Source organism: Streptomyces sp. NPDC028308, from assembly GCF_055565855.1.
Genome location: NZ_JBVHTO010000002.1, coordinates 665,830 through 677,945, shown reverse-complemented (window position 1 = coordinate 677,945; position 12,116 = coordinate 665,830). Strand labels below are relative to the sequence as shown.

Genomic DNA, 12,116 nt, shown 5'->3' with positions numbered 1-12,116 from the left:
CGTCGGGAGGGGCGGCCGCGCCCGCCCTGTGTCTCCCATGACGCGGCCTGCCCCTCCGCTCGACCGCGCGGGCGCCGGGGTGACCCGTCCCCTTCGCCCCGCGCGGGAGCATCGCCACCGGCGGGACCGGGGGAGTCCGCCGGTGGCACACACTCTCGTGCCCCCGATCCGGTGGGGTACTCCGGTGGATCTCCCGGCCGTCCGGGACCCGCCGGCGGAGGGTTTCCGGGTCTGCCGGGGGCGGGCGTCCTGAAGGACACTGGGGCCATGGACACGTACGCATCCGCGGTCTCCGGTCTGCGTGAGCGGCTCGGCGCCGAGCTGTTCAGCCGGGTCGCGGGGCCCGAGGGGCCCGCCAACCGGGCCCGGATCCACGACACACCGGGGGAGCGGTGGTTCGGCCCGGACCGTCCCATCCGCACCGTCCACGGGGACGCCTCGATGTTCGTCGGAGGGCTGCGCGCGCTGCTCCTGCAATCGCTGCACCCGCTGGCGATGGCCGCGGTGGCCGCCCACTCCGGGTACCAGGGCGATCCGTGGGGTCGGCTCCAGCGCACCAGCACGTTCCTCGCCGTCACCACCTTCGGCACCGCCGAGGACGCCCAGCGGGCCGTCGACCACGTCCGCGCCATCCACCTCAAGGTGCGGGGCAGGACGGACCTCGGCGAGCCGTACCACGCCGCGGACCCGCACCTGCTGGGCTGGGTGCACGCCGCCGAGACCGACAGCTTCCTCGACGCCCATCAGCGGTACGGGGCACATCCGCTGGACGCCGCCGGGTGCGACGGGTACGTGGCCGACACGGCACGGGTGGCGGAGGCCCTCGGTGTGGCGGACCCGCCCCGCAGCCGCGCGGAACTCGCCGAGGTCCTCGACTCCTACCGCGGCGAGCTGCGGGCCACGCCGCAGGCCCGGTCGGCGGCGCGCTTCATCCTCTTCCGCCCGCCGCTGCCGCTGGCGGCCCGGCCCGCCTACGGCGTCCTCACGGCGACGGCGGTGGCCGACCTCCCGCCCTGGGCCCGCGGCCCGCTGCGGCTCCCGCGGGTGCCGGTCCTGGAGGGCGTCGTGGTCCCCCGCGCCGGCCGCGCGCTGGTCACGACGATCCGCTGGGCGATGACGCCGCCGCCGTCCCGGCAACGCTGAGCCAGCGGACTCCGGCCGAGTTTCCAGGCCGGGGCCAATCCGGAAGCGCTCCGGCGACGGATCACCTGTGAGTCCGGTACGAAGGCTCCTTCCGGACTCCGGCATCCGCGCCACGGCGTACGACTCGCGCCACGACCCCTCCGGCCGAAGAGACCGGCGGTGACCAGTCCGGCGGGTACGCACGCGAGCGGGCCGTGGCAGATGTCGGCTCCCGGGCGCGGACCGCGTACCGCGCTTGCTACGGCTGCGTCTCGGCGTCGACCGCGGCGGCGCGCAGGGCGTCGGCGACGCGGGCGGCGGGTTCGCTCAGCGGGCCGGTGAGGCGGGCCAGCACCAGACGGCGCTGCTCCTGGGGGCCGCCCCGCACCGGCAGGATCCGTACGCCCGGCGGGGCGGCCGGCACGAGCGAGGGCGGCACCGTGGTGAGACCGCACCCCGCCGCGACGAGGTGCAGCTTGGCCAGCCAGTCACGGGCCGTGTGCGCGATCTCCGGACGCTCGTCCAGCCCGGGCCAGACCCCCATCAGCCGGTCCTCACCGGAGGCGGGTCCGGTGATCCAGGTCTGGCCGCGCAGCTCGGCCACGTCCACGAAGTCGCCGCGGGCCAGGGGGTGGGCGGCCGGCACCGCGAGGCGCAGGCCGCGTTCGGTGAGCGTGCGCACGCTCAGCGGGGGCGTCTCGGTGTCGAGCGGACGGAAGGGCGGCGCGGAGGCCAGCAGGGCGAGGTCCAGGCTGCCGGCCCGCAGCGCGCGCACCAGCGCGGGGGTGCTCCCCTCACGGGTGATGACGGTGATCGCGGGATGCGCGCGGCGCAGGGCGGCGACGGCCTTCGGCACCAGGACGGCGCCCGCGCTGGGGAACCAGCCCACGCGTACGGTCCCGGCCTGGGCGGGCAGGCCGGCCAGTTCGCGGGCGGTCGCGTCGATCTGGTCGATCACGGTCGACGCCCGGCGCAGCACCACGTGCCCGGCCGCGGTCAGGCGTACGCCCTCCCGGCGCCGCTCCAGCAGAGGGCTTCCGGCGGCCCGTTCCAGCGAGGCGATCTGCCGGGACACGGCGGACTGGGTGTAGCCGAGCGCCCCCGCCGCGGCGGTGAAGGTGCCCTGTTCGGCCACCTCGCGGAAGACCCGCAGGGCGGTCAGCGAGACGTCACTGAAGTCCATGACGTCCACGCATACCAGCCGCACGTGCCTTTCGGCGAAGGCATAGGGGTGGGAGCGTCCTGCAACCGGGTACACCCGGCCTCCGCCAGGTGTACCCCGTAGTTGCCAGTCCTGCGCGTGGCGCACGGCGGCCACGGCCAGGACGTGTGCCCGCCGAAAGGTCCTACCGGCGCGGGCGTTCGAAGGTGAGCAGCAGACCCTCGACCGCGCCGGGCCCGATCCGTCCCTTGACGTCGGCGGACGTGATCGCCTTCAGCGCCCAGCCGTCCCCGGCGTGCTTGTTGAGGAGCTTCTCCAGCTTGTCGCTGTCGAGGGCGTCCCCGACGAGCGACTCCCGGAAGGTGACGACCTTGTACTCGAGGATGTAGGGATCGCTCATGGCGGAGGGCCTCCTGCGGATAGGTCGCGACGACCGGCGGACCGCCGGTCACCGGAGATGCCCTGGAGCCTACGCGGACGTCACGGACGTGCCCGAGCGGGCGCCCGGTGCCGTCGTGTCACCCCGGGCGCCCGCCCCGCGCGACGTAGCCTGGGCCGCGCCGAAGGCTGAGGCACACGACGACGGTCGACCCCGGGGTGGCGCGATGTGCTGGAGTGCGAAGGCCGATCTCGTGGCGGGCGCCGGGATCGCGGCCGTCGGAGTGGCCTGCGTCGTGCGCGCGCGTCGGCGCCGCGATCTGCCGTTGGCAGCCCTGCCGTTGCTGCTCGGGGCGCACCAGCTCGTCGAGTCCGTGGTCTGGCACGCCGGCGGCGGATCGGGCCCCGCCACCGTGGCCTGGGCCGTCATCGCCCTCCCGCTGCTCGTGGTGTGGGTGCCGGTGGGGGTGGTGTGCGCCGTGCCCGCGCGTGCCCGGCGTCGCCTGACGGTCCCCCTGGCGGCCGGGACCGTGACGGCGGCGGCGCTCGCGCACGCACTCGCCACGCGTCCGGTGACCGCCGAGATCCGCGGGCACACGCTCGCCTACGTCCTTCAACTCCCTTACTCCCGGCTGCTGATCGCCGGCTACCTGGCGGCCACCGTCGGCTCCCTGCTGCTGTCCGGCGACCGCGGGCTGACGGTGCTCGGGATCCTCGTCGCCGTGGGCGCCCTCGTCTGCTGGGCGCTGTGGCGAGTGGAGTTCGTCTCGACGTGGTGCGCGTTCGCGGCGGTGTGCTCGGTCGTCCTGCTCCTCTGGGTGCGCGGACGGCGGGGCCCCGAGGCCGTGGACCGGGCCGGACCGGACATGGCACGCGCCCGGGGGAGGGGCGACGGGAGATGAGCCTCCCCAGGGGCGGCTCCACGCCCTGTGTGAGCGCGTCAGACGGGACGGTGGGACACCCGGCGCGCCGTGCTGTCCGCGGGTGCTTCGCGCGGGCGGTCCGCGTCCGTCGCCGCCGGGCGGCCGCGGGAGACGACACGCGTGCCGAAGGCGTCGACGGTGCGCATCTGGAGGGAACCGCAGCCGCACCGGGCCCACACGGTGCGGCCGTTCGCCGTGGCGTGCCGGGAGAGCACCTGGAAGGGCTCGGCGTCGTCGGGCCATCCGCAGTGGGGGCACACGCCGGTGCCCGGACCTCCGGCGGCATTGCTCGGGCCGGTCATCGTCAGCTCCTTCGATCGGCAGTACGGGAGTGCGTCGCGACGACTCCAGCGTGGACCGCGGCTTCTTGCACGTCCAGGTTGACTTTCCGGACGGCACCTTGAAGCGTGACCTTCATGATTGACCTGCGCCGGCTCCATGTCCTGCGGGCGGTCGACCACTACGGCACGGTGACGGCCGCCGCCCGCGCCCTGCACGTCACGCCCTCCGCCGCCTCGCAGCAGATCCGCCAACTCGCCCGCGACCTGGGCGTGGAGCTGCTGAGGCCGCACGGGCGCGGGGTGCGCCTCACCCCGTCCGCGCACCGGCTGCTGGCACACGCCGACGCCATCCGGGCCCGCTGGGAACGGGCCGAACTGGACCTCAGGGCCGATCACGACGAGGCGGCGGGACCCCTGCGGGTGAGCGGCTTTCCCGTGGCCGTCGCGACGCTCCTCGCTCCGGCGGCGGCACGGCTGCGCGAGCGCCACCCGCGTCTGCGGATCGGAGTCCGGGAGGCGGCGGCGCCGGAGAGCTTCGACCTGCTCTTCGAGGGGGAGGTCGACCTCGCGGTCGTCGAGTCGACCCCGTACAACCCGCCGCGCGGCGACGCCCGGTTCGACCAGCAGCCGCTCATGGACGACCCTTTCGACCTGGTCGTCCCCGACACGCACCCCCTCGCGGGCCGCCGCGACATCGACCTCGCGGAAGCGGCGCGTGAGGACTGGATCGCGCCGGTGCCGGACAGTCCGTGCCGACCGCACGTGCTCTCCGCGTGCGGCGCCGCCGGTTTCACGCCCGACATCGTGCACCACGCGCTCGACTGGAACGTCACCGCCCACCTCGTCGCCCACGGCCTGGGCGTCGCCCTGATCCCCCGACTGGCGCACCTCGCCCCGCAGTTGCCCCTCACCCGGGTCAGCTGCACCGGCGACCCGCACCGCAAGCTCCTGACCTGCACCCGCGGCGGCGGCCGGGAACGGCCCGGCGTCGCCGCGGCACTGCGGACCCTGCACGACATCGCCGCGGCCGCCGAGGTCTGAACGCCCCACCACCCGGGCAGGCCACTGATGCGACCGGTACGGGCGGACGACCGCCGCCCCCGCTCCCGGGCCGTCCCGGACCTGCGAAAGGCCATGCCGATGCCGATGTCAATGCCGTCGTTGCCCCACGTCGACGAGCACACGACTGTCCTCGACGCGGACACCGCGGACGCCTGGCGTGCGCTGGGCGAGACGCTGGACGAGTCCTTCACCCGCCGTGGAGCGGCCGGCTACGCGAGGCTGGTGGGATGCGCCGACCGCACGGCGTCCGGACCGCGGCCCCTGGCCGAGGGGTCGGCCTTCCCCGGGTTCCGGGTGGCCGCCGCGGACCCGGAGCGTGAGCTGGTCCTTCGAGGGCGCCACCGGTTCTCGTCGTACGCCCTGGTCTTCCGTCTCGAACCCCTCGGCCCGGGACGGTCGCGGCTGCGGGCCGAGACGCGGGCCCTCTTCCCCGGCCCGGCGGGCAGCGTCTACCGGGCGCTCGTCGTGGGAACCGGCGGGCACGCGGTGGGCATGCGCAGGCTCCTCGCGGGCATCCGCCGCCGCTCGTGCGCGAAGGACGCGGGCGGGAGCTGAGCCGCGCGTCCTCCCGACGTCAGCGCCGACGCGGCCCGTTCACCCCTGGTACTCGGTGAGGTCGATCGCGTGCACCGCCAACGCGTGGCCGTACAGGGGGTGTTCGGTCTCCCGCTCCGGGGCCAGCCCGAGCTTGCGGATGACGTTCTCGGAGGCGTCGTCTCCCATCCGGCTGATGCTGACGACCCGGTCGAGACCCCGGTCCTGCAACGCGAACTCCAGTGTCGCCTGGGCGGCTTCGGAGGCGTAACCCTGCCCCCAGAACGGGGTGCCGAGCCGCCAGCCGATCGCCACGGCGGGCAGCACCTCGGGCAGGAACTCGGGCACCGACAGCCCCACGCAACCGGCCAGTTCACCGGAGGCGAGCAGTTCGACGGCGAAGACGCCGAAGCCCTCCTCGTCCCACTCCTCCTCCCAGCGCTCGATCTCCTCGGCCGTCTCGTCCAGGCCGAGGACCGAGCCGTCGCCGATCCAGCGCATCACCTGCGGGTCCGCGTTGATGTCGGCCATGGGCACGAGGTCGTCGTCGGTCCAGCGGCGGAGGAGGAGGCGGGGGGTGCGGATCTCGGTCATGAAGTCCATCCTGCCCGACGTGCGAGGTCACGGCTGACCTGGGGCCGACCGCCGCACACGGTCGTTCCCCGGCCGACGGCGCGGCCGGAGAGAAGCGGTCGCGGACGAACGATGCATTGACGTGCGGCAAAACGGGCAAGAACCCAAAGCGGTCGGGAAGCGGCCCCGGACGACCCTGCATCTCCCTCGGCGTGGATGTTCAGCGCGGACTGCTCGATGACGCGCGTCATCCACGACGGGACTGCGGAGTCCGGGACCGGACCGCGCTGCTGCCGACCAGCGGACCCACCAGCTCGTACCAAGCGTCACTTCTCCGCGCCCGGCCGCATGCATGGCAGATACACCGAAGTCAGGCGCGCCCCACGTACGCGCTCCCTCCGCCACCGGTGGAGGGAGCGCGTTCGCGACTGCACCGGCATCGACAGAAGGCTTTTCAGGCGGAGGAAGGCGTTTGCGATGGACCACGCGGAGACAGCGCCCCAGGTATGGATCGAGAAACTCCCCGTCGAGGCGGGCAGTGGCCGCTCGGCGTGGCTGATGCGCCCGGTCGGCGACGTCGGCCACGCCGGCCATCCGCTCTTCGACGCCGTACGGAAGGCGGGGGAGCGTCCGGGCACCGGGATCGTGGTCGACCTCTCCCATGTGCGGGCCCTGTCGTCCGCGGCGGTCCGGGAGTTGCTGGACTGCGCGCACGCGCTGGAGGCGACCCAGGGGCGGCTGCTGCTGGCGGGCCCGAGCCAGGACGTGGACCCGCTGCTGCGGCTGGCCCTCGGCCTCGCCCCGATCCCGGTCTTCGCCACCCTCGGAGCGGCGGTCCACGCCTGCGCGAGCCGCGCGTCCCTCGCCGACGCGGCCGGCGTCATGGGGACGGGCCCGGACGCCGGCGCGAGCGGCCCGCCGGCCTCGCTCCACGACGAGCTGGCGCAACTGCAGCGGGCGGTGTCCTCGCACGCGGTCGTCGACCAGGCGATCGGGATCGTCGTGGCGCTGGCCGGCCTGCGGACCGAGGACGCCTGGCACGTCGTACGGGAGATCTCCCAGCACACCAACATCAAGATGCGGCACGTCGCCGAGCTGATCGTGGAGTGGGCGCACACGGGGCATCTCGCCAGCGACATCCGCCATCAGCTCCAGAAGAGCCTCACGAACCGCCGCCCGGTGCTCCCCGAAGCGGGCTGACGCGCGGTTCCCGCCGCGGGGGCCTCGGGCGACCGCCCGTACGCGCCCTCGCGGCGGACGCCGGAGACCCGCCGCGGACGGGTCCCGCGCCGGCCGACGCGGGGCGTGGCGGTTGGACTCGGCAGCGGGGGTACCCCTCCACCATGAACGACACCAAACCGCTGGCCCTGGTCACCGGGGCCTCCAGTGGCATCGGCTTCGAACTGGCCAAGCAGTTCGCCCAGAACGGGTTCTCGCTCGTGATCAACGCCGAGGACGACCGGCTCGCCGACGCCGCCGAGCAGCTCAGGCAGTTCGGCGGCCACGTGGAGACCGTCCGGGCGGACCTGCGGCACCACGACGGCGTCGAACGGGTGTACCGGACGGTCGCGGGCCGGATGGTGGACGTGGCCGCGCTCAACGCCGGTGTCGGACTCGGCGGCGCCTTCGCCGACACCGACCTCGCCGACGACCAGTCCGTCATCGACCTCAACGTCACCTCGACCGTGCGGCTGACCAAGCCCCTGGTGCGCGACATGATCGCGAACGGCGAGGGGCGGCTGCTGTTCACGTCCTCCGTCGCCGCGGCCGTGCCGGGCGCCTTCCAGCCGGTCTACAACGCCACGAAGTCGTTCGTGCAGTCCTTCGCGCAGGCGCTGCGGGAGGAGCTCAAGGACACCGGCGTCCACGTCACGTCGTTCATGCCCGGACCGACCGACACCGACTTCTTCCGGCGGGCGGGCATGGAGGACGACACGAAGATCGGCCGGATGGACAAGGACGACCCGGCTGAGGTCGCCGCCCAGGCCTTCGACGCGGTCATGCGGGGCAAGGACAAGCTCGTCACGGGCTCCGGCAGGACGAAGGCCCAGGGCATCGCCAACCGGATCGTCCCGGACCGGCTGAAGGCCGTGGCCCACCGCAGGCTGGCGGAGCCGGACCCGGCCGGGAGCGAGCGGCGGGACTGAGACCGCCGGGCCACCGTCCGCGCGGGGCGGGCGGACGACACGGCTCCGCGGCCGGCTGTGGAAGAGGACCAGCCGGCCGCGGAGCCGTGTCACGCCGGGATGCGGCGGCCCGTCAGCGCGTCACCGTGTGACGGGTGTCGGGCACGCAGTGCGTCATGGTCAGGCCGGACACGTCCCGGGGCGGGTTGTCGCCCAGGTTGGCGAGGCGCTTGCGGTCCTCGTCGGTAAGGTCCTGACTGGCCAGCGGTTCGAGGCCGGACACGTCCTGCGGACTGATGCCGAGACCCTCGCCGACCTTCAGGCCGAGCTCGTTCTCCACCAGCAGGAAGTGCCAGACCATCCGCTCCTGCACCGCCCGGTCGCACTGCGACAGCAGGTCGGTGAAGTTCTTCACCAGGTCGTCCCGCTCCCACTGCTCCATCAGCAGGTAGCGCTGACCCGCCTGCATGTAGTCGTTGGTGCGGGGGATCCGCTTGCGGGTGAGGCGGCCGTGGATCTCCGGCCCCTGCTCGTCGTGCGTCGGGTACCGCGCCTCGCGCAGGCCGCCGGTGATCGACGGCTCGTAGTTCACGATCGGGTTCTCACCCGCGCCGTCCTGGTGGTACGCCATCTGCCCGTCGCGCTGGTTGGTGCGCACGTCGGCGTTCTTGGCCTGGTTCACCGGGAGCTGGAGGTAGTTCGGGCCGACCCGGTAGCGCTGGGTGTCGCTGTAGGAGAAGGTCCGGCCGACGAGCATCTTGTCGTCGGAGAAGTCCAGTCCGTCCACCAGCACACCGGTGCCGAACGAGATCTGCTCGTTCTCCGCGAAGTAGTTCTCCGGCATCCGGTCGAGCACCATCCGGCCGACCGGCCGCGGCGGGAAGTCCTGCTCCGGCCAGGTCTTGGTGTCGTCCAGCGGGTCGAAGTCCAGCTCGGGGTGGTCGTGGTCCTCCATCATCTGGACCAGCAGTTCCCACTCGGGGTACTCGCCGCGCTCCACCGCCTCGTACAGGTCCTTGGTGGCGTGGCCGAGCCCCTGGGCCTGGACGTTGGCCGCGTCCTCCTCGGTCATGCTGCGCACGCCCTGCTTGGGCATCCAGTGGTACTTGACCAGGACCGTGTTGCCCTCCTGGTTCACCCACTTGTACGTGTTGACGCCGAAGCCCTGCATGTGGCGGTAGTCGGCCGGGATCCCGCGCGGGCTGAAGAGGTTGACGAGCATGTGCATCGACTCGGGCGTCTGCGACATGAAGTCGAAGATGCGCCGCGGCTGCTGCTCGAAGGTGACCGGGTCCGGCTTGAGGGCGTGGATGACGTCCGGGAACTTGATGGCGTCCCGGATGAAGAACACCCCGAGGTTGTTGCCGACGAGGTCCCAGTTGCCGTCCTCGGTGTAGAACTTCACCGCGAAGCCCCGCGGGTCGCGGGCGGCCTCCGAGGAGTCACGGCCGCCGATCACGGTGGAGAAACGGACGGCCACGTCGGTGCGCTTGCCGCGCTCGGCGAACACCTTGGCCCGGGTGAACCGCTCGATGGGCTCGTCGCCCCAGGCGCCGTACGACTCGAAGTGGCCGTAGGCGGTCACACCGCGGGCGTGCACGACGCGCTCGGGGATCCGCTCGCGGTCGAAGTGGCTGATCTTCTCCAGGAACTGGTAGTTCTCCAGCGTCGCGGGACCGCGGGCCCCGACGGTGCGCTGGTTCTGGTTGTCGTAGACCGGATGGCCCTGCCGGTTGGTGAGGACCTTCCGGTCGTCGTCCGGGGCGGGACCCTTGCCTGATACGTCCGTCACGTTCGTCGACTCCTTCAACCCGTATGTGCGGTTCTATCCCGATGTACCACGATTTTGAGTTGTCCGTTCACCGGCTGCGGCAGACGGCGTGTGGGTACCCCTGCCGCCGCCGTCGAGTCCCCCGGGCGGCCGCCTACGCGACGGGGTGGACGCCGGTGATCCGGAACCCGCTGCGCGGGCGCGTCGGTATGCGCCGCAGCGGGATGGTCAGGTCCTGGACCGGGACGTCGTACTCCAGCCGGGACAGCCGCACCGCGAGGGCCTCCAGCAGGGCGATGGTGACGGCCTCGCCGGGGCACCGGTGTCCGGTGGACGGGTCGTCGCCGCCCTGCGGCACCAGCTCGTCACGCTCCACCGGACGCTCCAGGAAGCGCTCCGGGCGGAACCGGTACGGGTCCCCCCACAGCTCCGCGTCGTGGTTCTGCCCGTACAGGTCGAGCAGTACGAGGCCCCCGGCCGGGATGTGCTCGCCCTTCCAGTACAGGTCGGCCGCGGCCCGCCCGCCGGTGAAGGGCGCGAAGGGGTAGAAGCGGCGGACCTCGTGCACGAAGGCCGCGCTGTACGCCGCGTCCCCCGCCCGCAGCGGGGCGCGGTTCTCGGGCCACCGGTGCAGGGCGTGCGCCGCGAAGGCGACGAACCAGGACACGGCGACGGTGGGGCGGACGATGTTCAGCAGCTCCACGGCGGCAGTCTGCGCGTCGAGCGGCCGGCCGTCGGCCTCACGGTGGTCCGCCACGGTCGCCACGGCCGAGCCCTCCGGCACCTCGGTCTCACCGTCGCGCACCTTCTCCACCAGGTCCGCGAGCCACGCCTCGCAGCGGACGCGGGCCCGGCGGGCGCGCCAGTGCCGTACCCCCGGGGTGGCGAAGCCGTCCACCAGCGCCACCAGGTCCTGCGCCGTGGCCTCGGTCCGGTCCCGCTCCAGCGGTATCCCGGCCCAGCGGCACACCCCGGCCGTCAGGACCTTCGCCGCCTCGTCGAACAGCACGGTCTCCGGCTGTCCGCGCCAGGCGTCCGCGGCCTCGTCCCATGCGTCCGTGACGTGTTCCACGAGGTCGGCGACCTGGGCCGGCGGAGTCAGCAGTGACAGGAACATGGCCTTGCGGACCCGGTGTGCCTCACCGTCCAGCGTGTGGATCGCCCCGTGGCCGAACAGCGTGCTGCGCACGGGCTCCGGCACGGCCTCGCGGCGGTTCACGTGCCGCTCGTCGTAGAAGAACCGGACGGCGTCGGGGCCCCGCAGTGCCACGGTGTGCCGGCCGAGCAGCCGGGCGCGGACGACCGGGCTCGCCGCGCGGCGCATCCGGTCGGGAAGCCAGGCGTAGCCCTCCAGCAGCAGGGAGCCGGTGTGGTCGGCGGCAGGGAGGGGTGAGGTACGCATGGGGCCCGGGTGCCCGAGGGGGCGCCGCGAAAACGCTTCCCCCGGGGCGCGCGTGCGGGCTGTTCCGGAGGTGCGCCGCGGCGGGCCGCGGGTGCCCCGGGGTGCGGAACATTCGGGTCCGTCCGCACGTTGAACGGTATGTGGACGCGGAGGGAACTGTGTCCCCGGGACTCATCCATTCGCCCACGAGGACGATCGTTCGGCTGAAGCCTCGTGGAGCCCCTCGCCGGGAGGCGACCGCCCTCCGTGTCCGCCCTCGACCGGCCCCGGCTGGGTGTCCCCCGAACCAGTCGGGGCCTTCCCCTGCCCGGGAGCCGTCCGGGTGCACACCGGACCGCGGTGGGGCCGCGTGACGGGGAGTGCTCCGGCGGACCCGCGGGAGCACTCCCCGTCCGGCGAAGTCAGGTGCGGTCGCGCTTCATGGAGCGGCCGGTCTCCTGGGCACGCTCCTGGGCCTGGCCCCTGACCTTCTTGGCCTCGCCGCGGGCCTGGTCGAGCTTGCCCTCGGCCTGGCGCTCACGGCTTCCCGTGACCTTGCCGGTCATCTCCTTGGCCTTGCCCTTCATCTTGTCCATACCGCCCTTGTCCGCCATGGTTCCTCCTTGTGTGGGGGGTCGCTTGCCCGCCCAACGTAAATGGGGATCGGGAACCACCGCCCGCTGAAGTGTCACGTTCCGTCACCACGGCCCGTCCCGTGCACGCCGTGGACCAGCGCGTACCCGAGCCGCCCGGGGTCCGTCGTCGCCCTGCGTGCCCGGTACGTCGAGGAACACGCGCGACGC

General features: G+C 73.4%; 13 protein-coding genes. 6 read left to right on the top strand and 7 right to left on the bottom strand.

The genetic code is table 11. The features are described 5' to 3' along the window. Window positions 1-267 precede the first annotated feature (267 nt). A complete protein-coding gene (locus tag ACZ4VA_RS07500) occupies window positions 268-1,143 on the top strand; it encodes an oxygenase MpaB family protein (RefSeq protein ID WP_356168110.1) in 876 nt (291 codons plus the stop codon). Between the two features lie 238 nt (window positions 1,144-1,381). Here the strand turns inward: ACZ4VA_RS07500 and ACZ4VA_RS07495 are convergent, their stop codons facing one another. Then, the gene (locus ACZ4VA_RS07495) at window positions 1,382-2,305 is read right to left on the bottom strand and encodes a LysR family transcriptional regulator (protein WP_468080257.1); all 924 of its coding nucleotides are present in this window, start codon (window positions 2,303-2,305) and stop codon (window positions 1,382-1,384) included. 163 nt (window positions 2,306-2,468) lie between these two features. After that, window positions 2,469-2,684: a DUF4177 domain-containing protein gene (locus ACZ4VA_RS07490; RefSeq protein ID WP_355794285.1), complete on the bottom strand. Its 216-nt coding sequence runs from the start codon at window positions 2,682-2,684 to the stop codon at window positions 2,469-2,471. A 205-nt stretch (window positions 2,685-2,889) separates the two neighbouring features. Between ACZ4VA_RS07490 and ACZ4VA_RS07485 the strand changes: the two genes are divergently transcribed. After that, a complete protein-coding gene (locus tag ACZ4VA_RS07485) occupies window positions 2,890-3,564 on the top strand; it encodes a DUF6629 family protein (protein WP_468080255.1) in 675 nt (224 codons plus the stop codon). A 38-nt stretch (window positions 3,565-3,602) separates the two neighbouring features. Here the strand turns inward: ACZ4VA_RS07485 and ACZ4VA_RS07480 are convergent, their stop codons facing one another. Then, window positions 3,603-3,887 (bottom strand): hypothetical protein, encoded by a 285-nt coding sequence (locus ACZ4VA_RS07480; RefSeq protein ID WP_389389994.1) that lies wholly within the window; start codon window positions 3,885-3,887, stop codon window positions 3,603-3,605. A gap of 114 nt (window positions 3,888-4,001) precedes the next feature. Between ACZ4VA_RS07480 and ACZ4VA_RS07475 the strand changes: the two genes are divergently transcribed. Together ACZ4VA_RS07475 and ACZ4VA_RS07470 are read left to right on the top strand one after the other, a co-directional pair. Further along, the gene (locus ACZ4VA_RS07475) at window positions 4,002-4,907 is read left to right on the top strand and encodes a LysR family transcriptional regulator (protein ID WP_356168101.1); all 906 of its coding nucleotides are present in this window, start codon (window positions 4,002-4,004) and stop codon (window positions 4,905-4,907) included. Between the two features lie 105 nt (window positions 4,908-5,012). Continuing rightward, window positions 5,013-5,483, top strand: coding sequence for a hypothetical protein (locus ACZ4VA_RS07470; RefSeq protein WP_355794521.1), 471 nt, complete (start codon window positions 5,013-5,015; stop codon window positions 5,481-5,483). A 39-nt stretch (window positions 5,484-5,522) separates the two neighbouring features. Here the strand turns inward: ACZ4VA_RS07470 and ACZ4VA_RS07465 are convergent, their stop codons facing one another. Next, a complete protein-coding gene (locus ACZ4VA_RS07465; protein WP_355794519.1) occupies window positions 5,523-6,056 on the bottom strand; it encodes a GNAT family N-acetyltransferase in 534 nt (177 codons plus the stop codon). A gap of 456 nt (window positions 6,057-6,512) precedes the next feature. Here ACZ4VA_RS07465 and ACZ4VA_RS07460 point away from each other — a divergent pair, with 456 nt between their 5' ends. Further along, window positions 6,513-7,235, top strand: coding sequence for an ANTAR domain-containing protein (locus ACZ4VA_RS07460; protein WP_356168098.1), 723 nt, complete (start codon window positions 6,513-6,515; stop codon window positions 7,233-7,235). 143 nt (window positions 7,236-7,378) lie between these two features. Further along, entirely contained in the window at window positions 7,379-8,182 is an 804-nt protein-coding gene (locus ACZ4VA_RS07455; RefSeq protein ID WP_356168095.1) for an SDR family NAD(P)-dependent oxidoreductase, read from the top strand. A 112-nt stretch (window positions 8,183-8,294) separates the two neighbouring features. Here ACZ4VA_RS07455 and ACZ4VA_RS07450 read toward each other — a convergent pair whose 3' ends face one another. The 3 genes from ACZ4VA_RS07450 to ACZ4VA_RS07440 all read right to left on the bottom strand — a co-directional run bounded on the left by ACZ4VA_RS07450 (window position 8,295) and on the right by ACZ4VA_RS07440 (window position 11,927). Continuing rightward, the gene (locus ACZ4VA_RS07450) at window positions 8,295-9,953 is read right to left on the bottom strand and encodes a catalase (protein WP_355793569.1); all 1,659 of its coding nucleotides are present in this window, start codon (window positions 9,951-9,953) and stop codon (window positions 8,295-8,297) included. Window positions 9,954-10,086: 133 nt separating this feature from the next. After that, window positions 10,087-11,334 carry a cytochrome P450 gene (locus tag ACZ4VA_RS07445; RefSeq protein ID WP_355793571.1) on the bottom strand — a complete coding sequence of 416 codons (1,248 nt, stop codon included), beginning with the start codon at window positions 11,332-11,334 and terminating at the stop codon, window positions 10,087-10,089. 401 nt (window positions 11,335-11,735) lie between these two features. Then, a complete protein-coding gene (locus ACZ4VA_RS07440; protein WP_355782814.1) occupies window positions 11,736-11,927 on the bottom strand; it encodes a CsbD family protein in 192 nt (63 codons plus the stop codon). Between the last annotated feature and the right edge of the window lie 189 nt (window positions 11,928-12,116).